This is a genomic window from Idiomarina piscisalsi (assembly GCF_002211765.1).
GTDB classification, from domain to species: domain Bacteria; phylum Pseudomonadota; class Gammaproteobacteria; order Enterobacterales; family Alteromonadaceae; genus Idiomarina; species Idiomarina piscisalsi_A.
This window is the reverse complement of the sequence record NZ_CP022133.1, coordinates 953,873-978,132: the sequence shown is the minus strand read 5'-3', so window position 1 is coordinate 978,132 and position 24,260 is coordinate 953,873. Positions and strand designations below refer to the sequence as shown.

The following is a 24,260-nucleotide window of genomic DNA, read 5'->3' as shown; positions in this document are numbered from 1 at the left end:
GGATTGCTATTAGTCTTTAATCAGACCAATTTCACGCAAACGCTGCATTAAATAATCATCGGCCGTAATCGGCTCGTCTCGCTGCGGGTTTTCGGCTGTAATACAGCTCTCAAGCGGCGTTATCATTACGTCCGGATTAAAGTGTAAAAAGAACGGAATTGAGTAACGCGACTTTTCATTATACGGCGCAGGCGGATTAACCACTCGGTGCGTTGTAGACGGTAATACATGGTTGGTTAAACGCTGCAACATGTCGCCCACATTACAAATAATCGCACCTTCGATAATCGTCACAGGTACCCAGCTGCCGTCTTTTGCTAAGACTTCTAACCCAGGCTCCCTCGAACCAACCAATAAAGTCAGTACATTAATATCTTCGTGTGCGCCTGCACGCACGGACGGCGTGTCTTCATCAATAATAGGCGGGTAATGCAGTGGGCGCAAAATTGAGTTGCCGTTATTCACTTTGTCGCGAAAAAAGTCTTTAGGCTGGCCTAAATATACAGCCAACGCATCCAGCACCTGGTTACCCAGCTTATCCAGTGCTTCATAGATAGCTAGCATGTCGTCTTTAAACTTTGGTAACTCTGCTGGCCAGACATTCGGTAATAGTTGCGGATACGCAGGCGTACCCTCTACTTCTCGACCAACGTGCCAGAATTCTTTTAAGTCCACGTGCTCTGCGTCTTTGGCTATTTCTGTGCCAAATGGCGTATAGCCGCGCGCGCCACCTTCTCCGGGACGGTGATATTGTTTTTTCACTTCGTCCGGCAGTGCGAATAACTCACGACACGTGTCCAACGCACGTTCAATAAGCGCAGTATCAACACCATGCTGGGTGAGGGCAATAAAGCCATATTTTTCATAGCCCTGACCAACATCCTGAGTGAAGGCATCGAAATTATCGTGATAACGTCGCATATCGACGTGAGGAATAGACTGCATGGTGGTGTTCCAACTTATCAATTTAGAAATAACGGAAAGAGCCGATATTTTAAGGCTTGGGAGATAAAATCACAAGTTAGCCAAGGCCTCACGAACCGGCTTATAGTCTCGCCGATGAATAGGACACGGTCCATACTTTTTTAATAACTCAATGTGGCGCGCCGTTCCGTACGCTTTGTGCTTATGAAACTCGTATTCCGGATAGCGCTCGTGCCATTCGAGCATTTGCCGGTCCCGCTCAACTTTCGCCAAAATAGAGGCGGCGGCAATACAAGCTTCACTGGCGTCACCGCCCACAATAGCTTCGGCGGGTACATTCAATTCGGGAACGCGGTTACCATCAATCAGTACCTTACTTGGGGCCACCGGCAAGGCTTCCACGGAACGCTGCATGGCTTTCATCGTTGCCCAGAGTATATTGATTTGTTCAATCTCGTCCGGGTCAGACTGCGCTATCGCCCAGTACAGGGCTTTTTCTTTTATCTCTGTGCTGAGCTTTGCACGCTTTTTCTCACTCAACTTTTTCGAGTCATTGAGCCCTTCAATAGGACGTTCAGGATCAAGAATAACCGCAGCGGCGACAACCGGCCCTGCAATAGGACCTCTGCCCGCTTCATCGACACCACAAATCATGGGGAAATTTTCACCTTGTTGCTTTGTTCAAACACTAAATAATGGTTATGATACCTGCGGATAATAATTAGACCAATAAAATAACAATCAGGAATATACCATGGCTCAATCTCCTCAACCGGATCGTTCGCAAAAGGAAAAACCGAACAGTCTGCTCAACCGCATGCTCGACGGCGTAGAAAAAGTTGGCAACAAGCTTCCTGACCCAGCCGTTATGTTTTTCGGCTTACTCATTATTGTTTGGGTCATGTCATGGGCGATGTCAGGCGTTAGCTTTGACGAAACACACCCACTGACCGGCGAGGCCATTAGCGTTACTAATTTGCTGAGTGGCCCTGAAATAACAGCGTTCTTGGCGAACATGGTCGATACCTTTATGGGCTTTGCGCCATTAGGCGTTGTATTGCTGGCAATGCTGGGGGTCGGTGTGGCCGAACGTTCAGGTTATATCGACGTAGCCATTAAACTTATGCTGAACGTAACACCAAAAGCCTTACTCACGCCAATGCTTATTTTGGTGGCTATTGTCAGCCACACGGCAGTCGACGCGGGCTACGTGTTGGTCATTCCATTAGGCGGAGTTATCTTCTATGCGGCAGGTCGTCATCCATTAGCCGGTATTGCAGCCGCATTCGCCGGGGTTTCCGGTGGTTTCAGTGCTAACTTTGTGCCTTCCGCTATTGACCCATTGCTGCAGGGTTTTACCCAAAGCGCGGCGCAAATTATTGATGCTGACATTCAACTGAACCCGTTGAATAACTACTTCTTTACGGCTGCGTCTTCTATTGTCGTGGTGGCTATCGGTTGGTTCTTAACTGACAAAGTCGTTGAACCTCGCCTTCGCGGTGCCGAAATCGACGGACATCCTGACGATATGCCGGCGGTTGATGATGTTTCTCCACGTGACCGCAAAGCGTTTTACGCCGCTTCTCTCACCATGTTGGCTGGCATTGTTCTACTGTACTTTTCAGCGACAGCAGAAAATTCGCCACTGGCCGATCCACAAACGGGTGAATTAGCTTCTTTGGGCGCACCACTAATGGGCATGATTGTCCCGTTAATATTCCTGTTGTTTATCATTCCGGGCATTGTTCACGGGTACGTATCAGGTAACTTTACGAACTCGCAAGACGTTATTGGCGCGATGAGTAAATCGATGGAAGGCATGGCTTATTATATGGTCATGGCGTTCTTCTGTGCGCTGTTCATTAAAGCGTTCGGCGATTCTCAGTTAGGAACACTTATTTCAGTAAAAGGCGCTAACTTCCTTGCCAGCTTAGAGCTGTCAGGTGGCGTTACCATGGTGGGTATTGTCTTCTTGGTCGCGTTTATCAACTTGTTTGTGGGGTCAGCGTCGGCTAAATGGGCGCTTATTTCACCTATTTTCGTGCCTATGCTGATGCAACTAGGTTACTCGCCCGATTTAACGCAAGCGGCTTATCGTGTGGGCGACTCGTCCAGCAACATCATTACGCCATTATTGCCGTACTTCCCTCTGGTTGTCGTTTACTGCCAGCGTTACGTTAAGAAGACCGGCATAGGCACGCTGGTTTCCATGATGCTGCCATACACCGTTTCACTACTGGTGTTGTGGTCGGCGTTCCTGGTGATTTACTGGACTCTGGGTATTCCTCTGGGCTTCCAGGCTAGTTATACCTACCCGGCAGGCTAACCAATGACTGCTATTGCGAATAAGACAGTCTGGCTAACCGGTGCTTCTTCAGGCATCGGTTTAGCGCTGGCGCATCAACTCGCAGAAAAAGGTGCGAAGCTTATTCTCACTTCGCGTCGCGAATCTCAGCTGGAGGAGTTGCGCCTGTCACTGCCAAGCCCAGATGCTCACAGCGTCTTAGCCCTCGACTTAAGCCACCCGGAAAAAGCAAAAGAAACGGCGTCGTCAGCATTAGCTAATAAAACAGTCGATATTTTAATTAATAATGCCGGCGTTTCTCAGCGCAGCCTAGTCGTGGAAACAGAGCTTCCGGTTTACCGAACACTAATGGAAGTCGACTACTTCTCGGTAGTCGCGTTAAATCAAGTCGTACTTCCAGGTATGATTGAACGTCATAACGGGCACATCGTCACCGTTTCCAGCGTCGCCGGAAAAGTGGGCACCAAACTTCGTAGCGGTTATTCCGGTGCTAAGTTTGCTGTTATTGGTTACATGGACTGTTTACGAGCTGAAATGGCTGAGCATGGCGTGCAGTGCACCACCATACTTCCAGGCTTTGTACATACTCAAATTGCCCATAACGCTCTAACCGGAGACGGTTCACTACGAGGCAAGGAAGACACCGACAACGCAGGCGGTATTAGTCCTGAGCAATGTGCATCAGATATTATTCAGGCAATAGAAAACAATAAAGCGGAAGTGGTTAGCGGCAAAGGCATGAGCAAATTAGCGCCACTGTTGCAGCGCTTTATGCCAGGATTACTAAGGAAAATGCTAGCTAACCGTTAAGCTTGCTAGGAAAGATGACTGACGGCGTTAACAACATTCGTTGCACCTTCGTCTATCTCATCCATTACCGCTTTCACTTTTTCTATTTGCTCTTGTCCTCGTTGTGCCATCTCTTGAATATCGTCAATCGATAAGGAAATGGCTTCAGAAACTTCAGAGCTGCGCTGCATCACGCCTGATATTTCGCTAGTGGCCTGAGTGGTTCGAGTCGCCAGGTTTCGTACTTCGTCAGCAACGACGGCAAACCCGCGACCATGCTCTCCTGCTCTGGCCGCTTCAATCGCCGCGTTTAGCGCCAGTAGATTCGTTTGATCAGCCAGAGCATTTATCGTTTTCACAATGTCTTCAATACTATTCGCCTGTTCTTGCAACTGCTCAATAATGGCATCCGTTCTCTGGCTTTTAGCGAGTATTTCACTCGACATTTCCACCGAAACATCCATAGAAGCTTTACCGTCTTTCACTATCATCGCCGTTTGCTGAGACGTTGAATACGCAATTTCCGCCGCTTCTGTGGTTTGCTCGGCTTTTAGCACTTGCTCCGTTACGTCGCTGGCGAACTTAATAACCTTCACAACTTGACCGCTGCTATCAAAAATTGGGTTATAACTGGCTTCCAGCCATATCGGTTGCCCCTGCTTGCTGACCCGCTTAAAACGCCCAGTTTTAAACTCGCCTTTAGCAAGCTCACGCCAAAACCCTGGGTTCTCATCGTAGAAGCTTTGCTCACAAAATAGCTTGTGGTGTTTTCCGGTAATATCGCTTAACGAATAACCTACTGTGTTCAGAAAGTTATCATTTGCCCAGGTAATCATTCCGTCAGGTGAGAACTCAATCGTCGCCATTGACTTATTAATTGCTGTATTAATAGCGGTTTGCTGCTCTAAGGCTGTGACTTCATCGGTGACGTCACTGGCAATTTTCGTAATGAAAACCACCTCGCCTTTCTCGTTTTTAACGGGAAAGTACGTCGCTTCTAACCAAATAATGTCGCCATTACTGCGAATGCGCTTAAATCGCTCACGTTGCGACTTGCCCTCTGCCAACTGCTGCCAAAACGTTCGATACGCTTGAGAAGACGAATAGCTCGATTCACAAAACATTTTGTGATGCTTAGATATCACATCATCCAGACTATAACCCATCGTTTCTAAGAACTGATTATTGGCGTTCAAAACGTAGCCCTGAGGGGTAAAATCAATGCGTGCAACGTTACTGTCAACTGCATTCATTAATTGTTTGTACTGCTCAAGCTCTTCGGTGGTCTTGGCAAGCTGGTGTTTCGTTTTAGCGCAGAGCATCTGGGCATTCCTACTACAAATAAGGGCATCTGAATGCAGTATTTTACGCGTCGTCGTCTGTATCAGATCAAAACAAATTCTATTTTAGAGTAAATACTCACATATATTTAATCTAAATCAAAACAACAACTTTAACCAAGACTAGGAGCTCCACTCCGGATTCCAGGTAACTTCCCAAATATGGCCGTCAAGGTCTTTGAAGAAACCGCCGTAGCCACCCCAAAATAATTCTCTAGCCTCATGAAGAGTGGTTGCTCCTGCCAATTTCGCTTCATTCATGACTGTATCAACTTCAGAGCGGGAACTGACATTGTGGCTCAGCAGTACCTCATTAGCATTTTTAGCGACATCAACTCCCATTTCAGCAGCAATGCTTTTACGCGGCCACAAAGCCAACCTTAAGCCGCTCGGCAGTTTAAAGAAAACAACCGCTCCATTCTCAAGACCTTCACCGACTATGCCATCCGTTTCCCATCCTAAACCGTCCTGATAAAAAGCGAGCGCACGCTTTAAGTCATCAACGCCCAGCGTAATAACACTAATACTTCGGTTCATAGAATCTCACTGTCGCAAAAGTTACAGTCTTACTTTAATTAACGCTTAAGCCATGGTCAAAGTATGGACGCAACATTGCTGGAACACTATAAAAATACCGACTACTGGTTTGTCGTGGATGATCGAAAAATCACTCTGTCCGTTGGCGACATCAGCAGCGATTTTAATTCACTATGTCATGACGTTAATTGTAAAACCGGAGCCTTTATTACCGCCTTTAATCCACACAGTTCACTTTTAAGTACTCACGAGAATAGGCACCGAAACCTACTTTTAGAAGCAGATATTAGCAATTTAAAAGGCATTCGTTACTTTTACGGCGCTGGAGAAGATCGCGACAATCAATGGCTCGCCGAAGAAAGCTTTATGGTTTTAGGGTTGAGTCAACAAACAGTCATTGACCTTGCCCGCCGATATCAGCAGAATGCCTTTCTCTGGATTGAACACCAACAAGCTGCAGTGCTCATCGACGTATGAGTTAAGGGGGCGCCATGCCATCACACCATAGCCGCTGATAAACTCGCCTTTATCTACGCCATTATCGCCGTTTTACTATGGTCGACGGTCGCTACGGCGTTTAAAATCACACTAGAGTACATGACGCCGTTACAGATGGTGACAGCCGCCAGTGCGGTATCTTTTGCTGTTTTAAGCCTCGTCTGTGTGATTCAGAAAAAATCTCACTTGTTGTTGCTTGAACTACGAAAAATGCCCTTGTACTACGTACTTATGGGCCTTATTAACCCTCTTATCTACTATTTGGTGCTCTTTCAGGCCTATAAACTGCTACCTGCCTCCGAAGCTCAGCCCCTGAATTACACCTGGGCAATAGCACTTAGTATTATGGCGGCCTTGTTTTTAAAGCAACATATCCGTCGCCGCGACTGGGTAGCCTGCGCACTGGGCTATTTTGGTGTGTTAATTATAGCAACGCGTGGTGACTTATTAGGGCTAAGCTTTAGCAACCCCTGGGGTGTTTTATTAGCCTTAATATCAACCTTCCTGTGGGCCGGTTACTGGATACTGAACACCCGGCGCAATGCTGATTCTGTTGTTAGCCTGGTTTTATCCTTTGGTTTAGCTCTGCCGGTTTTAATTGTTGCCAGCTTTATCTGGAGCGACTGGTCGAATATCCCCTGGCAAGGCTGGGCGGCTGTCAGTTATGTCGGGTTATTTGAGATGGGTATTACGTTTTTGTTTTGGCTAAAAGCCATGAAAACAGCCACTAACACCGCACTTATTAGCAACCTGATTTTTGTATCGCCGTTTATTTCACTGCTACTACTGTCAGCAATTATTGGCGAAACCATTTATGTCAGCACTATTGCAGGCTTAGCGCTCATCATTACCGGATTACTCGTACAGCGTATTCATTTTAAGAAAAAGCTTAAGCCATAGCCTTTTTGACGATTTCATCGGCAGCTTCTTTGTCCTCTTCGTCAGGCGAAGGACCGTCATTAATACCATTTTCACCGGGCGCAAGAGCCAGTTCCGTTAGTAGCGGGAAGTGGTCAGAGCCAAATCCAGGCAGGCGAGTCATTGAGACCAGCGCAAAGTGGTGACTATGAAAGATATGATCAAGCGGCCAGCGAGCAAACCAATAGTCCGCGTGGAACGTGTTAAACATGCCCCGCCCCACACGCGGGTCTAACAGACCGCTTACCTTTCGAAAGAGCAGTGTCGTTCTCGACCACGCCACATCGTTCAAGTCGCCAGTAACTATCGTTGGATGCTTATCAGGCTCAACCTGTCGGGCAACCAAAAGCAGCTCACCGTCACGTTCTTCCGACTCCTCATTTTCCGTTGGACTCGGCGGCGCCGGATGCACAAAGTGTGCTTTGACCCTCTGGCCTGTTGGCAATTCAATAAAGCAATGTATCGACGGCTTATCGTCTTCAATTAAGTATTCAACACTAACGTCAGACAATGGCAACCTCGAGTAGACGTGCATACCATAAAGGTTGTCCAGAGGCACCTTAACCGTATGAGGGTAGTTCTCTTCAATAGCTTCTAATTGCTTACCCCACCATGCATCAGACTCAAGCGTCACCAGAACATCCGGCGTATAATCCCGAACTAACTGAATAAGTCGGTCACTGTTACGATTAGGCGTCAGGACATTCGCCGTCATTACCCGAAGCCGACCACCCGCCTCACGCTTATTAAGCGCTTTCACCTCTTTGGGAAAAAATACCGTGTAAGGCACCACCCACCACAGCTGACAAACAAGACAACCAATAATAAGCCCCATAGCCACCGCAGTAACCGACGTCCAGTCACGTATAACCACAAAGCCGACTACCAGCAGCATACTTAGCACCACCGAAAGCTGTAACCTGGGAAAATCCAGCCCACGAATCCACCAAACCTGCGACCACGACAACGGCGCTAACGTTAGAACCGCCAGCAATATCGCTAAAGAAAGGTAAATAATTTCAAACATCTTGGCTCTCTATGCTTCTCAGATATGAAAACCATAACATAGCTACATAAAAGAAGGGGAAAGGAAGTGTTAAGGTCTCAGTAAACGAGGCTCCGCGGGCATTGTGTGTAGCGCTAAGCGTTAAGGCCCGCTGATACAGGAGTGTCGAAGGCCATGGATGGCCTTCGTCAAGCCCTCATGGATGAGCTCGTTGCGTCTCCTGTATCAGCGGGCCTTAGCTCCAAGCGAAGCACTATGTCCGCGGAGCCTTTCCGTTATCTCAGACCATGTTAACCAGCATGCTGGTTGGGTCTTCGAGGTATTCCTGCCAGAGTTTGTTGAAACGAGCAATGGTGCCGCCGTCGATAATACGATGGTCGCCTGACCAGCTTACCGTCATTATCTTACGGGCTACCACATTGCCGTCTTCGTCAAAGCGCGGTAACTCCTGCACTTTACCTAAGGCGACAATGGCTGCTTCTGGTTTGTTGATGATAGGTGTTGCCACCGTACCGCCAATAACACCAATGTTAGAGATACTAATAGTACCGCCTTTCATGTCAGCCTGAGGTACTTTACCTTCCCGAGCAGCTTGCGTTAAACGAGTTACTTCATTAGCCACGTCGATAATGCTTTTGTTCTGTACCTGTTTTACGTTAGGCACTAACAAGCCAATTTTGGTATCGACTGCCATACCGATGTTATGGTCATCGAAATAAGTAATTTCTGTGCAGTCTTCATTCACCTGCGCATTCATTACCGGAAACTCTTTTAGTGCCAACGACAGAGCTTTAATAAAGAACGGCATGACAGTTAAGCGTACGCCTTTTTCTTTGTATTGCTCTTTCAGCTTTTCACGCAGCTCAATCAGGTTCGTTACATCGAATTCATCAGCGTACGTGAAGTGCGGAATAGTACTGACAGAGTTCATCATCTGCTTAGCCATTGCCGCTTTCACGCCACGAATCGCTTCGGTGCGCGTGCCCCCAGTAGTCGCAACAGGCTGCTGAGCCGGCTTACTGTCTGTGCTAGCAGTAGAACGTTGATCACCCGATTTGAAGCCTTCAATGTCTTTTTTCAGGACACGGCCTTTTTTACCAGAGCCAGGAACGTCAGCGATATTAATATCATTCTCGCGAGCTAAGCGACGCACTGCCGGGCTGGCAATGGCTTTACCCTGACGCGCTTTCGCTGGTGGTTCAGCTTCCGCCTTTGTGCTTGCTTGTGGTTTCGACTCTGCGCTGTTCTGTGACGAGCTACTTTGAGCGTTATTGCCAGAACCCGAAGCCTGAACACCACCGGCTGGCTGTAACGCGAACAATGGTTTGTGTACTTCAGCAATATCGCCTTTTTTGTGATACAGCTTAACGACTTTACCGTCATCTTTCGCTGGAATCTCCACCGTGGCTTTGTCGGTCATCACCTCAACCACTGGCTGGTCTTCTTTCACTTCGTCGCCTTCAGAAACTAACCATTCGACAATCTCACACTCAACAATACCTTCACCGATATCCGGCAAGATAAAGTCAGTCGTCTCACCGCCCACCGCTTGATTATTCTCTGGCTTGCCCTCAGATTTTGAAGGCTCTTTTTCAGCAGGCTTGTCTTCTGCTGACTCGCCAGCATCACCGTCAGCGTTGACGCGGAATAAAGGCTCATGGACTTTAGCAATATCACCTTTTTGGTAATACAGCTTTTCAACCACGCCGTCATCTTTTGCCGGTATCTCAACCATGGCTTTGTCAGTCATGACTTCAACAACCGGCTGATCTTCTTTCACTTCATCGCCTTCGGCTACCAGCCACTCAACGATTTCGCACTCTACGATCCCTTCGCCGATATCGGGCAGAATAAAATCTTTACTCATGTCGATGGGTCCTTAGTAGTTCATTGAGCGTTTGATGGCTTCATAAATCTTCAGGTGATCAGCCATGTACTCTTTCTCGTGACACAACGGATACGGTACATCAATACCTGATACACGCGCGATCGGCGATTCAAGGTAAAGGAAGCACTTATCCTGAACAGTCGCCGCAATTTCACTGGCAAAACCACCGGTGATTGGAGCTTCCTGCGAAATCACTAAACGTCCGGTTTTTAGTACCGACTGAGTGACTGTTTCAACATCCCACGGCAAAATCGTCCGTAAGTCGATCACCTCACACGACACCCCGTCTTCTTCGGCTTTTTCGACCGCTTTCTCGGTCATTTCCATCTGTGCGCCCCAGCCCAAGACGGTAATATCCGTACCTTCTTTGACGACGTCGGCTTTGCCCAATGGAATGGTATATTCTTCTTCAGGCACCTCACCCGTCGATGCACGATACAGGCGCTTCGGCTCCATAAATAACACTGGGTTTTTATCAAAAATGGCGCTCAGCAATAACCCTTTAGCTTCGTATGGGTTACGCGGCGTCACAATTTTCATGCCCGGTGTATGCGCGAAATAGGCTTCCGGCGACTGCGAGTGATAGTGACCACCCGCAATACCACCGCCGTATGGTGTACGAATGGTTAAACCGCCTACATCAAACTCATTACCTGAGCGATAACGGAACTTCGCCGATTCGTTAACGATTTGGTCAAACGCCGGGAAGATATAGTCACCAAACTGAATTTCAGCAACGGCGTAGCTGCCTTGTGACGCTAACCCGTTCGCAAAACCGATGATGCCTTGTTCAACCAGTGGTGTATTAAAGTTGCGATGCTTGCCGTATTTTTCGGTCAAACCTGAAGTTGCGCGGAATACACCACCGAAACCACCGGTGTCTTCACCAAAGCTGTATACGTTGTCGTGTTTGGCCATCGCCAGGTCGAGTGCGCTGTTGATGGCTTGTAGTAAATTCATTTTAGCCATTAGTCGATTCTCCCTGACGTTTTCGGATACGCATCCGGATACTTACGAATATGCTCTTTCAACTCTTCCAATTGCTCTTTCAGCAACGGTGTTGGCTCGTCATATACGTCATTAATCAGTTCGTCGATATGTGGCGCAGGTACTTTTTCGGCTTCTTTTAACGCAGCCAATACTTTGGCTTTAACGTCGGCATGATGCTCTTCAACATGGTCTTTATCCAACCAGCCTTCGTTCATCATCCATTTTTGCAGACGATCAAGCGGATCTTTTACTTTCCAGTCATCTTCTTCTTCGCGCGTACGGTAACCCGTTGGGTCGTCCGACGTTGAGTGACCCGACATACGGTACGACATGGCTTCAATTAATACCGGCTCGTTCTCTTCAACTGCTAAGCGACGCGCTTCTTGTGTCGCTCTTAGTACGGCAAACACGTCATTACCGTCGATACGGATGGTCTTCATGCCATAACCAATACCGCGTGGCGCAATGCCATCACCGCCATACTGCTCGCCTTGCGACGGCGTTGAAATGGCGTAACCGTTGTTACGACAAAAGAAAATAACGGGCACTTTATAAACCGATGCCATGTTTAAGGCTGCATGAAAGTCACCTTCAGAAGCTGCACCTTCACCGAAATAGCAAATGGTGCACTTGCCGGTTTTATCCATCTTCTGCCCGAACGCATATCCGGTCGCTTGTGGTATTTGTGTACCCAGCGGCGAAGAAATGGTCATAAAGTTTAAGTCAGCACAGCCATAGTGAACCGGCATTTGACGACCTTTACCTAAGTCTTTTTCGTTCGAGAATAGCTGATTCATGAACTGTTCAACGGTAAAGCCACGGTACGCCAATGCGCCCTGCTCGCGGTACTGCCCCATGATCATATCGCCGTCATCTAATGCGGCTGCAGAAGCGACACTTTCAGCCTCTTCACCACGCGAAGCCAGGTAGAAGCTAATTCGTCCCTGACGCTGCGCAGCAATCATGCGCTCGTCCAACGTACGAATGAACTGCATGGTGTCATGGATTTTTACGATAAGGTCTTTATCGTATTCAGGCATGTCAGCGCCTTTATGGAAGCTACCGTCCTCTTTGAGGATTTGCAGCATTGGAATTGTGACTGATTCACCGTCAAACCATTGCGGTTTTGTCACAATTTCTGTGTTGTGTTTTTTATCCTTTGCCATAACCTTCTCTTTCGGTTGCAAGCTGGGTGAAATTTGCCGCTACTTTACCTTTACGTAAAGTGACATGCAAACCACAAACTAACGAAAAGTTAACGCAGTAAGTGTAAATAGAAACGAACAGGATTAACAATAAAGCCTGACTACTAAGACCAGTATAGGCTATTCCAATTCGAGCGATTCTGTTGGCACTCTTACTACGGTTAATAACGCTCTTTGTCCCAAAGCCACGTTAGCATTCGGGAAAATAATATGTTCGCCGTCATGAAGTGCATAAAGGTTCTTATCACCGTCTCGCGCCAATAAGTCGCCCTTGTCAAAAGACGTAAAGTTGGCCACGTCATCAGCAAAGTTAAGCTCAAAATCTTCATTCATGCGATTAATTGTCTGAGCTTCTTTAAAGATAAAATGTTTATTAGGGTCAAACTCACCAAAATCGACCGAGTCTTCACTAATTAACCGACGTAGCGTTTGCTCTGAGGCAGCGAACTTCGAACGGTCATTCTTGCCAAACGGGCGTACTTTCCCCAATTCAACAGTAAACGCGTGTGCATTAAATTCATTCACGCTGAAATAGGAGAACGTGGTTGTCGGTGCTTGATTTAACAACACAGTATCGACACCACACGCTAATAGGAATTGAAGCTGATGCTTGTTGTACGATTTCCCATGAGTAAATGGATAAACAGCGAATTTTTCACGTTTTGAGTCACGTATGGCCGTGTGCAAGTCATAGTGTAAACGCTCTCGCTCGCCCTCTGGGGCAGTTTCATAAAAGCGTCTTACATACTGTTCAATTTTAGCCGCGCGCTCGCGCTCTTTGTTGTGTGCCTTACCGTTGCCATGAGCCCCACTGAACAACCGATTCATGTTTTCTTCAACGAAGCGTTCACCTTTATTAATAGATGCCGGATTCGCAATCAAAAATAAGGTTCTATGAACGACTGTCTGCTTTTCAGTGATAATGTCATTAATAATATCGCGGCATATTTCAATAGGCGCGGTTTCATTACCGTGTACCGCACAAGATAAAACAATATCTTTTTTCCCGGGCTTTGATGGCGTAACTTCTAAAACACCGCTGTCCCATATGGACAGGGTGACACCGTTATTCAATGTCTTTTTCTGAGTCTCTTCACTGCCCCATTCATTGGCGCAGGTCCAACCTAAAAAGTCCTCAAATGCCTTATTCAAACCAAACTCCTATGATTTTTTCCCGGGTACAAAGCCTTTTGTCGCCAACAACTCACGTAGCACCCGCGAACGATACTCACGACGATAAAGAACGGCAACAACAATGAGACTTGAAATGACTAACATTGCGGGATGCAAAAACCACGACAAATAGGCCAACGCAAAGTAATACGTACGCAACCCTTTATTGTATTCATGCCCCGACTGATCCAACACTTTTGCGGCGTGGCGGGCAAAACGATCTCGTTCTTCTTCTGTTTTATTTTCCTGATGAAATTCAACCGATGCACCAAGTAGCACAGAGACAAAACCAAACTGACGTATCGACCAAGTGAATTTGAAAAACGCATACACAAAGATGAGCGCCAGTACTGCCAGCTTAAACTGTACAAGCAGCGCATTCGTGTTCGGGCTTAACGGAATCTCATTTAAAACTGTCACAACTTCCTCGGCATGTGCCAGTACCGTTATAACACCGGCCAGTACAAGGATAGTAGACGACGCAAAAAAGGTTACCGTGCGCTCAACGTTACCAATTAATGATGCATCAGCGACTTGGTTTTCTTTATGAACCACGGTGTTAAACCAGTCAATTCGCAAAGAACATAAAATACTCGACAGGCAATGGGTGGTTTTGGCGCGCTTACGGGCAAAAAGAGAGTAGCCTATCCAGCAAAAGAAGAACAAAGCCAATGCAAAAATATCGAGGAATGACAGCAACATGTGAATGACCCGAAGCCTCAAATAATGTCTTAAAGTTATAGCATCAAGTTTACCAGTTTATGACAGCACATACGACAAAGCCGGCGCATTTTGCCCCGGCTTTGTGTTCTTATGACCTAACATTAATAGTCTTTCAATGCTTCCTCTGTTGTCATGTCTTTAGGCTCAGGCGGCTTCGCCAGTCCGTACCAGGACAAGAAGGACTGAGTATTGCGTTTTGCATCCGCCAATATCAGGTACAGACATGGTATTAATAAAAGCGTGATAATCGTCGCAAAAATAATACCGAACGCCAGTGATATTGCCATTGGAATAACAATTTTAGCCTGCAGACTCTTTTCCAGTACTATTGGTAATAAACCGAAGAAGGTCGTCAATGACGTCAAGGTTATAGCACGGAAGCGTCGGCAACCTGCGTCCAGTACCGCATGACGCAGGTCGGTACCGGCTTCTTTCGCTTTGTTGACGTAATCGACCATCACCAGGCTGTCGTTAACCACAACGCCAGACAGCGCGATGATACCAAACAGACTCAAAATACTGACCGGCATACCCAATATCCAATGCCCTATAACCGCACCGATAATACCAAAAGGAATAACCGACATTATGATAAGCGGCTGACTATAAGACTTCAGCGGAATCGCCATTAATGCATACACGGCCAGCATTGCCAGCAAACCACCTAAGGCTAAAGAGTCTGTCGCTTCAGCTTCGTCCTGTGTAGCGCCTTGAAGCTTAAAGCCAACGCTCGGATATTGGTCCAGAATGTTAGGTAATTTCTGCTCTCTCACTTCATTTACTACACGGAAGGGCTCAACACGATCCTTATTAACTCGAGCTCGCACATTCACAGAACGCTCGCGATCAATACGAGTAATGGTCGAATAGCCCTCAGCAAATTCAATATCCGCCAACTCAGTAAACGGAATTTCTGAACCGTCTGCCATACGCAACTTCATGTCCTGCAAGTTACCAACCGATTGGCGTTGCTCTTCAGGGTAACGAACCATGACTTTCACTTCTTCGTCACCACGTTGTATACGCTGAGCCTCAGCGCCATAAAACGCATAACGCACCTGAGTCGCCAATTCCGCTAGGTTAATACCCATTGCTTCGGCTAACGGCTTGGTTGTTACCAATACTTCGTCTTTTCCGTCACCAAAGGTATCTTCAATATCAAATACACCATCGTACTCACCCAGAACCGCTTTCAATCGTTCAGCTGCAGCTTTGAGTTCATCAAGGTTATCTCCGACTAACTGGAACTCGATGTCGAAACCGCCACCGCCGCCAATACCACCTTGGAAATTAATGGTACGCACGCCAGCTAACTCAGGGACAGACTCGCGCCACTGATTAACGATTTCATAACCATCAATATTTCGGTCTTCGCCTTTTTTCAGCTCTGCGAAAACAGTACCGGCTTCGGTTCCATTCATCCAGATGTTTGTATGGCGCACGACCTTGCCGCCTTCATTAGCTTCAGCCCTTTCATCAACCTGAGCTAAGCCTTTAGACACACTCTCTAATACTTCAATGGTGCGCTCTTCCGAGGTGCCCGGCTGCATTTCAACATTAGCCTGAATAAAATCACTTGGGATATCAGGGAAAAAGACCCAGCGCACAATACCGCCACTCATCAAACCTATCATCAAAATCATCATGCCGAAAAACGCAGCCAGCGTGGCATAGCGATAATGCAGGCATTTCTTCAAAAACGGACGGTAGTATTTATAAACAAAGCGCTGAATAGCATCGGCGAACTTATTACGAAAACGCTGAAATGCATTTGGGTTTTCGCTGCCATCTTTCGAATACTTCATTTGCGCAATGTGAGCCGGCAAAATCCATTTTGACTCAATCAACGAGAAGGCCAGCGCAATAATCACCACGAACGCAATGGACTGCCATATAGCGCCCATCCCGCCTTCTACCATCAACATTGGTATAAATGCCACCATTGTGGTCAACACGCCGAAAGTTGCAGGAATAGCGACACGCTTGGCGCCAGCAACAACGTTATCGACACTCTTACCCTTCTCTTCAATTTCGGTATAGGCACTTTCACCTATAACAATAGCGTCATCGACCACTATCCCGAGAACCAATATGAAGCCAAATAAGGAAATCATGTTGATAGACACATCAACCATCGGCAGCGGCAGTAACGCGATGGTTCCCAGAAAGCACACAGGAATACCAATCATGACCCAGAACGCCAAACGCAACTGCAAGAATAGCGACAGCATTAGGAATACTAGCAAGCCACCAATCCACATGTTGTTTAACATGAGGTCCAGCCGACCCTGCAGGTAATAAGAAGAATCCCCCCAGGCAGCTAACTGAATTTCATCAGGCAGTTCCTGTTGCTTGCGATCGACGTAGTTTCTTACGTACTCAGCTATTTTCAGGTCGTTTTGATCACCCACCGAGTTAACTCGAATAAATGTGGCTGGCTTACCATCAAAACGCGTGAACGCTTCGGTTTCGACAAAACCGTCTTCCACTGTTGCAATGTCACCCAAGGTTAAACGAGTACCGTCAGGGCGACTAATGAGAACAATTTTCTCAAATTCGCTGCCATAGTACGCTTGGTTATTAGCACGCAAAAGAATATCGCCATTGGGTGTCTTTATAGAACCACCGGCAACATCTATCGACGTACCTCGAACCGCGTTAACAATTTGCTGGAAAGTTAAGCCGTAACGCTCGAGATCCTGCTGCGAAATTTCAATCGCAATTTCGTAATCTCGCGCACCGACCACTTCCACTTTGGTTATGCCACCAACGCTTTTAAGTTCATCTCGAATACTCTTCGCCAACTCTTTACGAGTGCGCTCATTAGCGTCACCAAATACCGTCATCCAAATAACGTCGCGGTTAGGTCGGACTCGGTAAATATTCGGCTTTTCAATTTGCTGAGGGAAGTTAGGAATCGCATCGACGAGCATTTTAACTTCATCCATGACGACCTGAACGTCATAGTCCGGCTCAACTTCCAGAGTAACGCTACCAATACCTTCACGCGACCGAGATGTCATCTCTTCAATGCCGTCAACGTCTTCAATAGCGTCCTCAATGAGCATAATGACGCCTTGTTCCACTTCCTGTGGTGCAGCACCAGGGAACGGCACTTGAATACTGATAATATTGAGCTCAATTTCAGGAAACATCTGCTTGCGAACCGTGAATACCGACAGCGCTCCGGCAACCAGAATGACTATCATTAATAGGTTCGCAGCGACTGGATTATTCGCGAACCAAGCGATAATACCTTTTTGCTTTTCGTTTTCCATGACGCTTACTCACCCTGTTCGTTATCGTTTGCAGCAACTGTTTCTTCATTGTTTGCAGACGTTTCCATTTGCTCTGGCAACGGGTCGCCTTCCAAACGAATTTTCATGCCATTCAAAGCATTTTTCAGCTGAGTGAGTACGACCAGGTCACCCTCTTCCAAGCCATCGCTAACAATACTGGTATTTGCCTGAGTCCGAATGACTTCAATCTCTTTCTTCTGAAGCTTGCGTCCATCGGCAACAGTCCAAACAGTGCCGTCGGGGTTTATTGCATAAGTTGGGACTTCCATAACCCCACTGACTTGCTGGCCTTCTATCTGCGCCTGCACAAAACGACCAAAACGCAACGGCTCTTCGTGTGTTTGTCCTTTAAGGTTATAAGGGTCTTCTACTTGAACTACGCCGTAAATAACTCGGCTTGCTTCATCCAGCACACCTTCTGTTCTGACCAGCTTTCCTAGCCATTGCGCATCGACACCAGACACCTGTGACTCCAGTAACACTCTAGGTTCAGTTTGAGACTCTTCCGGCAGATTAAGGTAAGTAACATCCAGGTCACTAAGCGGCAAACGAATTTCTGCCACTTCAGTGCCGAACAATGTAGCAATTTGCGCCCCCGCTCCAACAAACTGACCCAAGTCAGCCTGCTTGCTTCTCATGACACTGTCATAAGGCGCTTTTATAGTGGTTCGCTCTAAATTACGCTCCGCCATAGCTAGGTTGGCTTCTGCCGATTCTAAAGCGGCTAACGCGCTAGCTAACTGGGGCTTGCGTAAGCCCAGTGCCGGCGCTTCGCCTTCAGTAAACTGTGACCACTCTTCTTCAGCGACTCGTGCCCGGGCTTTCTCTTCTTCCAACGCGGCCTGAGCTTGCAACAACTGCGCTCGAGCCTGCTGAACCGCCACCTCATAGTCAGAAGGGTCAATTTGTAAAAGCATCTCGCCTTTTTTAAAAAAGCCACCAGCGTTGTATTTGTCTGCGACATCGACTATTTGTCCGCTGACTTCTGCCAACAGTGTGGTTGAGTATTTGGGCGTTGCTGAGCCTTGCGAATCGACCAGGAAGGTCATATCGCGGGCTTCCATTTCTTTAACTTCTACCATGACAGCAGGCTTTTGCTGCTGTTTCTTTTCTGGTGGTTTAGCAGCCATGCTCGCTAACACAGCAAGCAAGATTGCCAAAAGAATAATGAGAGGTGGTATAAAAGCACGTTTTTTTAGTTTCATCACAGTTCGCTCAGCTTTAGTTAATTTTAAAATTTCTGATAGTGTTATTATCAACCTAACAAATGTAAATTGTTAGACCTTAACTGTTGCGAACTGTGATTTTTCCCTAATAAGTTGTAACGGACTATTACAAAACTAAATTATCCCTCCAATAACCAACGCTCAGCCGCCTCTACATAGCGCGGTTTTCCGACTAACAGAACCACGTCTTGAGATTCAAATTCGGTGGCATCGTCCGGGTTAGGATACTCTTCATCGTCCCGGCGTATCGCTTTAAGCTGAACATTATGCTCCTCCCAATTTAGAGACGCGACTGTTTTGCCGTTCGCCCAAGCGCCCTCCGGTAACGTTACCGCGCGCAAGAACTCCAGTTTATCCACCATTTCAGGCCCCATATCGGTTTCTGACCCCTGGAAAAACCCGTGCATTTCCCCGTAATGATTACGACGCTCTTTGTCCAGACGCGCCAAAATACGGCGAATCGGGATGCCGCTGTGGCTTAATACATGAGAAATAAGCATTAGACTGGCTTCGAGTGTGTCCGGCACAACCTGAGAAGCTCCGGAATTTTGCAAAGCGCTTAGGTTTTGATCGTCCCGACTGCGCACAATGACATAGGCGTTCGGGTTAAGTAAGCGCAGCTCTTTTAGGACCTCAATTGCGCGAAGATCATCCGCAAAACTGATAATAACCAAGTCAACTTTCTCAGCGCCAACCGCCCGTAATATGTCTTTACGAGCACTGTCACCAAAATAAACGCGCGCTCCGCCAGCCACTGCTTCCTGAACACGCAACGGATCGTTATCAACCGCAATGTGCGTAATCCCCTCAGCGTCCAGGAAGCGACTAATCGTCTGCCCAGTGCGCCCAAAGCCACAAATAAGTACCTGATTTTCCAGTCCGTCCCCTTTTGGTATGCGCTGACTTTCTATTTGCTCAATAGGGTCAGGTGTGCGAATAATTGCATCGACTAAAGGCTTCAGGCGGTGAATAATGATTGGCGTTATCGCCATACTAAACACACCAATACCTATCATGCTGGTCACAATTTCCGGCGACAAGAGGTTGTGATTATTGGCCAAAGCCACAATAACAAAGCCAAACTCGCCCATTTGAAACAGCGATATTGCACTCCCCAGGAGTCGGTATCTCGCTCCCCCATCAGCCTGGCAACAGAACTGATAATGGCAATTTTAACAATGGACATGATCAAAACGGCCAGTAAGATCCAGTGCAGGTTGTTTACAAAGCCATCCAACTGTAACTGCATGCCTATGGTCGTGAAAAACAACCCCATTAGAATGTCACGGAACGGCCTAATATCAGCCTCTAACTGATGCTTATACTGGCTCTCGCCCAACATCATACCGGCCAAAAACGCGCCCAGAGCCATCGACAAGCCAAATAAATGCGTCATACCACCGGCAACCAATGCAACCAGCAACGTTGCCAGTACAAACAGCTCGTCGGTTCTTTGCTTGGCTATTTCTTTAAATAAGTACGGTAGTACCCATTTACCCACAGCCATCAATACAGCAATAACCGCTGTGCCTTTTGCCAGCGCAAGCAATAAGGTGTATCCAATACTGCCGGAATCTGACGCCAGCAACGGAATAATAATTAGTAACGGAACAACCGCAATGTCCTGGAACAGCAAAATGGCTACCGTCATTTGCCCTCGTCGAGTTGCAGTTTGTGCACTTTCTTTGAGCTGTTTAATAACCACGGCAGTCGATGACAACGCCAGCGCCCCGGCAATCGCGAGTGACGCCGCCCACTCACCAAGCCACAGAAATCCGATGAGCATAAACACCAGTAACGAGCCAATGACTTGGGCTGCACCTAAACCAAATACCCAACGACGCATTGCCATCATTTTGGGCAAGGAAAATTCCAAACCAAGAGAGAACAGCAGGAAAACAATACCCAACTCTGCAACCAAGTGGTAATCGTCAGGATCCTTAATCCAACCCATGATTTCCGGCCCGGCTATAATTCCAGCCACCAGATACGCCAGTATTGCGGGTAGTTTTACTCTTCGGAAGAGCCATACAAGCACTACCGCTACCGCCAGTAACATCAATAAGCTGGAAAACGTGCCGTTCATTCAGTCCCTCTTTGTTTTAAATATTGCTGTCAAAATATTAACACTGTTTTGTTTCAGAAAAACTGACTTTATAACCAGTTGTTTTGATTGTAATTTTTAATATTGGCTTGAATTTTGCTTAACGATATTCAGACAAAATTCACTGGAGTCAAAGAGCACATGTTAGGTAAAGCTGTAATTAGAGATCGCTTAAACTCTGCTATTAACAAAACTCAGGCGTTGGTCAGCCAACTCACCTCAACTGACGACATTAGAACAAATTCAACGTCGTTGAGCGAGAAGTTACAGACAACGCTTGATATTACCTCTTTGCTGTCAATTTACAGTCATGCCGTTTTAGAGCGAATGCCTGTCAAAGCGATGCAATTTGTCTCCGATGATCAAGTAATTAACTTATGCGGTCAATACGACGAAAGTAACTTTGAATATGCGGTTATGCTTTACGCTGACGACCAATATCTTGGACAGATGCTTTACCAATTCAAGCAACCGGCGTCGTACGCTGTAAAACTTCGCCTTGAGCAAATGCATAAACAATTGACTTTCCCGTTGCGCAACTCCATGGCTTATTCCAAAGTTCGTCAGGCGGCGGTTAAAGACCACCTAACCGGCGTTGGCAACCGATCGCTGCTCGATGAAACTCTGGCACACATCACCGCCAAACTTAAGCGCGACCCTCAAAAAGATGTGAGTATTGTGCTTATCGACATGGATAACTTTAAACAGGTGAATGATAACTTTGGTCATCAACAGGGTGATGAAGTATTACAGCAGTTCGCTCAGCTTATTAAACATCAACTCAGGGACACCGATCGCGTTTTTCGCTACGGCGGCGATGAGTTCGTTTTGGTTTTGGAAGATACGCCCAAAAGCCAGGTGAGTGAAATTATTGAACGTATAAAGAAAGCCATTAGTCGCGATTCAAAGTTGATGTCTTTAAATGTTGCTTTTAGCTCAGGTGCTATACAGATGGAAAGCTTCCACTCGGCAGACGATGTTCTTGACGAAGTGGATAAGCGTTTGTACGAGGCAAAGTCATTGCGCTCTAGGGTGAACTAATCATTTAGCCATTGTAGCGACGTTTCCCAGCTTGGTTTTAACGTCGGCGGTTTGTGGTTTTCGGGATCTGTGAGCAACCAGCCTGTGACAGGTGTCCAGATACAGTTGTCGCCAGATTGTAAAACTGGCACCCGCTGCCTCAACCAGGGCGCTAAACCTCTTTCTTTCAGCCAGTCTATTAACTTCTTGCGTCCGCTCCGCCCAGGCTTGCCAAGTTTGCTTTTCGGATGGATGCAACTGATGGTAAGTCGTTCCGACTCCGCCAATAAGCTTTCAGGAACCCGCAAACTTCCCCACTCGCCAAAATTTGTCAAGGGCTTGGAAATGGCTACTTCGAAAATAGCTTCCGGAGCACCGTCATCAACCCATAGAGCGTTCTGAAAATACCGAACCCAATAACCTTGGCAGCTAATTTCCAGCTGACTGTCTGAACGAACGTTCAAACTTTGCCGCCTTATTTGCTCGAGTTGCTCATAACTCGGCAAACTTTTGCCGAGCGTTTGAAGCCAGGTGCGCAGTAATGCACGTTGCATTGCCGCCGATGCGCCTTCGAGTATATTTAGAGGAAAACAATCAGAGCTCTTCTCTTGCTGAGCCACCTGTAACTTTTCCAGAAGCAACTCATTCATGACATCCTGCTGTTCGGCACACAGCCTGGCGGCACGAATGACACTCATACCAAAGTGTGGCCAGCGTTTTTCTAATGTAGGAATAACGTCATGCCTTAAGAAGTTACGCTCAATTGTCGTGTCGTAGTTGGTGTCGTCTTCAATCCAGGTTAACTGATTAGACTCGGCGTACCCTAAGATTTCATTTTTACTGGTACTCAATAACGGTCGACAAATCGTGCGTTCCCCTTCCCATGGCTGAATCTCAGCCATGGACGCTAAACCCTTAGGACCACTACCTCGTTTTAATTGCAGCAAAAAGGTTTCTATTTGATCATTCTTATGTTGCCCTAGCAGCAACACCGCATTAGATTCGGTCAGCTCTGCCAAACGCTTATAGCGAAGCTCTCGACCAATAGCTTCTTTGCTCACTCGACTTTTCATGGGAACTTCAAGAAGCTCAAAAATGGTATCAACCCCATAAGCCTTTGCAGCTTCGTGAATAACGTCTGACCATCGGCCTGAGTCTGGATGAAAGCTATGATCCAAATGAATAGCTAAGTAATTGTACTGCGGGTTGTCGCGCCGAAAGCGCATCAATAAATCGAGGATGGTTTGTGAGTCGGCTCCACCACCTAAGGCAGCAACAATTTGCTGCCCCGGGCGCAGAGATAGTCGGTTAATAACCTTTAGGAAGCGCTCATAAAGCGCATCAGTGGACATTATGCTTAGCAGTACCCAAACGACATCAGTTTTTTGTAACGCTGATCCAAACGCTCAGACTTACTCAGTCCTTCCAATGATTTCACGTCTGACAGCAGCTGCTGCTTCAAACGGCTCGCCATTTCCTCTGCGTGGCGATGCGCCCCGCCCAACGGCTCTGGAATAATGGCATCAATAAGGCCAAGCTCTTTACTCCGCTGCGCGGTAACCCCCATGGCTTCTGCCGCTAATGGCGCTTTACTGGCACTCTTCCATAGAATAGACGCACACCCTTCGGGTGAAATAACCGAGTAAGTGCTGTACTGCAACATATTCACTTTATCGCCAACACCAATCGCTAATGCACCACCTGAGCCTCCCTCACCAATTACCGTACAGATAATGGGCACATTCAGTCGCGACATAACTTTTAAGTTACGTGCAATGGCTTCACTTTGTCCGCGCTCTTCGGCACCAATGCCCGGGTAGGCTCCTGGGGTGTCGATGAATGTAATAATAGGTAAATTAAAACGTTCCGCGGTTTCCATTAATCGCAGCGCTTTTCGGTAGCCCTCTGGTTTTGGCATACCAAAGTTACGGCGAATTTTCTCTTTGGTCTCGCGTCCTTTCTGCTGGCCAATCACCATCACCGGTGTGCCATCAAGGCGTGCCATACCGCCAACAATAGCTTCGTCATTCGCAAACGTTCTATCACCCGCCAGCTCATCAAACTCGGTAAAAATCATCCGAATGTAATCGAGTGTATACGGTCGTAATGGATGGCGAGCCAACTGCGCAACCTGCCAGGCGCCTAAATCAGAAAAGATTTTTTCTGTGAGCTCCTGGCTCTTCTTTGTTAAACGCTGAACTTCTTCTTCAATATTAATGTCAAGTTCGCCGCGCTTACCGACTGACTTTAATTCTTCGATCTGCGCTTCGAGCTCAGCTATTGGCTGTTCAAAATCCAGAAAATTAAGGCTCATT

19 protein-coding genes and 1 pseudogene are annotated in these 24,260 nt (G+C 47.1%); 5 read left to right on the top strand and 15 right to left on the bottom strand.

Annotated features, from left to right (window positions below; all coding sequences use genetic code 11):
* Positions 1 to 9 precede the first annotated feature (9 nt).
* Positions 10 to 945 (bottom strand): isopenicillin N synthase family dioxygenase, encoded by a 936-nt coding sequence (locus tag CEW91_RS04720; protein WP_088767886.1) that lies wholly within the window; start codon positions 943 to 945, stop codon positions 10 to 12.
* Positions 946 to 1,014: 69 nt separating this feature from the next.
* Positions 1,015 to 1,578, bottom strand: coding sequence for a ribonuclease HII (gene rnhB, locus CEW91_RS04715; protein WP_088767885.1), 564 nt, complete (start codon positions 1,576 to 1,578; stop codon positions 1,015 to 1,017).
* Between the two features lie 100 nt (positions 1,579 to 1,678).
* Here rnhB and CEW91_RS04710 point away from each other — a divergent pair, with 100 nt between their 5' ends.
* Both CEW91_RS04710 and CEW91_RS04705 read left to right on the top strand, forming a co-directional pair.
* Positions 1,679 to 3,250 carry an AbgT family transporter gene (locus tag CEW91_RS04710; protein WP_088767884.1) on the top strand — a complete coding sequence of 524 codons (1,572 nt, stop codon included), beginning with the start codon at positions 1,679 to 1,681 and terminating at the stop codon, positions 3,248 to 3,250.
* 3 nt (positions 3,251 to 3,253) lie between these two features.
* Positions 3,254 to 4,039 (top strand): SDR family oxidoreductase, encoded by a 786-nt coding sequence (locus CEW91_RS04705; protein ID WP_088767883.1) that lies wholly within the window; start codon positions 3,254 to 3,256, stop codon positions 4,037 to 4,039.
* A 5-nt stretch (positions 4,040 to 4,044) separates the two neighbouring features.
* On the opposite strand, the gene CEW91_RS04700 is transcribed toward CEW91_RS04705, so the two are convergent.
* Both CEW91_RS04700 and CEW91_RS04695 read right to left on the bottom strand, forming a co-directional pair.
* The gene (locus CEW91_RS04700; protein WP_088767882.1) at positions 4,045 to 5,340 is read right to left on the bottom strand and encodes a methyl-accepting chemotaxis protein; all 1,296 of its coding nucleotides are present in this window, start codon (positions 5,338 to 5,340) and stop codon (positions 4,045 to 4,047) included.
* Positions 5,341 to 5,481: 141 nt separating this feature from the next.
* Entirely contained in the window at positions 5,482 to 5,895 is a 414-nt protein-coding gene (locus tag CEW91_RS04695; RefSeq protein WP_088767881.1) for a VOC family protein, read from the bottom strand.
* 63 nt (positions 5,896 to 5,958) lie between these two features.
* On the opposite strand from CEW91_RS04695, the gene CEW91_RS04690 reads away from it, so the two are divergent.
* Together CEW91_RS04690 and CEW91_RS04685 are read left to right on the top strand one after the other, a co-directional pair.
* On the top strand, positions 5,959 to 6,372 hold the full coding sequence (locus CEW91_RS04690) for a DUF3293 domain-containing protein (RefSeq protein WP_088767880.1): 414 nt from the start codon (positions 5,959 to 5,961) through the stop codon (positions 6,370 to 6,372).
* A 27-nt stretch (positions 6,373 to 6,399) separates the two neighbouring features.
* Positions 6,400 to 7,293 carry a DMT family transporter gene (locus CEW91_RS04685; protein WP_088767879.1) on the top strand — a complete coding sequence of 298 codons (894 nt, stop codon included), beginning with the start codon at positions 6,400 to 6,402 and terminating at the stop codon, positions 7,291 to 7,293.
* Here the strand turns inward: CEW91_RS04685 and CEW91_RS04680 are convergent.
* The 9 genes and pseudogenes from CEW91_RS04680 to CEW91_RS04640 form a co-directional block, all read right to left on the bottom strand.
* Entirely contained in the window at positions 7,283 to 8,338 is a 1,056-nt protein-coding gene (locus CEW91_RS04680) for an endonuclease/exonuclease/phosphatase family protein (RefSeq protein WP_088767878.1), read from the bottom strand. The two genes, CEW91_RS04685 and CEW91_RS04680, sit on opposite strands and share 11 nt — an antisense overlap.
* 259 nt (positions 8,339 to 8,597) lie before the next feature.
* Entirely contained in the window at positions 8,598 to 10,184 is a 1,587-nt protein-coding gene (locus CEW91_RS04675; RefSeq protein WP_088767877.1) for a dihydrolipoyllysine-residue acetyltransferase, read from the bottom strand.
* A 12-nt stretch (positions 10,185 to 10,196) separates the two neighbouring features.
* A complete protein-coding gene (locus CEW91_RS04670; protein ID WP_053952456.1) occupies positions 10,197 to 11,174 on the bottom strand; it encodes an alpha-ketoacid dehydrogenase subunit beta in 978 nt (325 codons plus the stop codon).
* Complete coding sequence (locus CEW91_RS04665) at positions 11,174 to 12,361, bottom strand: thiamine pyrophosphate-dependent dehydrogenase E1 component subunit alpha (RefSeq protein WP_088767876.1); 1,188 nt, start codon at positions 12,359 to 12,361, stop codon at positions 11,174 to 11,176. The genes CEW91_RS04670 and CEW91_RS04665 overlap by 1 nt, the downstream gene beginning before the upstream one ends.
* A gap of 159 nt (positions 12,362 to 12,520) precedes the next feature.
* Positions 12,521 to 13,552, bottom strand: coding sequence for a succinylglutamate desuccinylase (gene astE, locus CEW91_RS04660; protein ID WP_088767875.1), 1,032 nt, complete (start codon positions 13,550 to 13,552; stop codon positions 12,521 to 12,523).
* Positions 13,553 to 13,561: 9 nt separating this feature from the next.
* A complete protein-coding gene (locus CEW91_RS04655) occupies positions 13,562 to 14,275 on the bottom strand; it encodes a DUF599 domain-containing protein (RefSeq protein ID WP_088767874.1) in 714 nt (237 codons plus the stop codon).
* 122 nt (positions 14,276 to 14,397) lie between these two features.
* Positions 14,398 to 17,574 (bottom strand): efflux RND transporter permease subunit, encoded by a 3,177-nt coding sequence (locus CEW91_RS04650; RefSeq protein WP_088767873.1) that lies wholly within the window; start codon positions 17,572 to 17,574, stop codon positions 14,398 to 14,400.
* A gap of 5 nt (positions 17,575 to 17,579) precedes the next feature.
* Positions 17,580 to 18,800: an efflux RND transporter periplasmic adaptor subunit gene (locus tag CEW91_RS04645; RefSeq protein WP_088767872.1), complete on the bottom strand. Its 1,221-nt coding sequence runs from the start codon at positions 18,798 to 18,800 to the stop codon at positions 17,580 to 17,582.
* A gap of 140 nt (positions 18,801 to 18,940) precedes the next feature.
* Positions 18,941 to 20,907 (bottom strand): annotated as a pseudogene (locus CEW91_RS04640) (cation:proton antiporter domain-containing protein).
* 159 nt (positions 20,908 to 21,066) lie between these two features.
* Between CEW91_RS04640 and CEW91_RS04635 the strand changes: the two are divergent.
* Complete coding sequence (locus CEW91_RS04635; RefSeq protein ID WP_088767871.1) at positions 21,067 to 21,966, top strand: GGDEF domain-containing protein; 900 nt, start codon at positions 21,067 to 21,069, stop codon at positions 21,964 to 21,966.
* On the opposite strand, the gene tilS is transcribed toward CEW91_RS04635, so the two are convergent.
* Together tilS and accA are read right to left on the bottom strand one after the other, a co-directional pair.
* Complete coding sequence (gene tilS / locus CEW91_RS04630) at positions 21,963 to 23,297, bottom strand: tRNA lysidine(34) synthetase TilS (RefSeq protein WP_088767870.1); 1,335 nt, start codon at positions 23,295 to 23,297, stop codon at positions 21,963 to 21,965. The two genes, CEW91_RS04635 and tilS, sit on opposite strands and share 4 nt — an antisense overlap.
* 5 nt (positions 23,298 to 23,302) lie before the next feature.
* A complete protein-coding gene (gene accA / locus CEW91_RS04625; protein WP_088767869.1) occupies positions 23,303 to 24,259 on the bottom strand; it encodes an acetyl-CoA carboxylase carboxyl transferase subunit alpha in 957 nt (318 codons plus the stop codon).
* Between the last annotated feature and the right edge of the window lies 1 nt (position 24,260).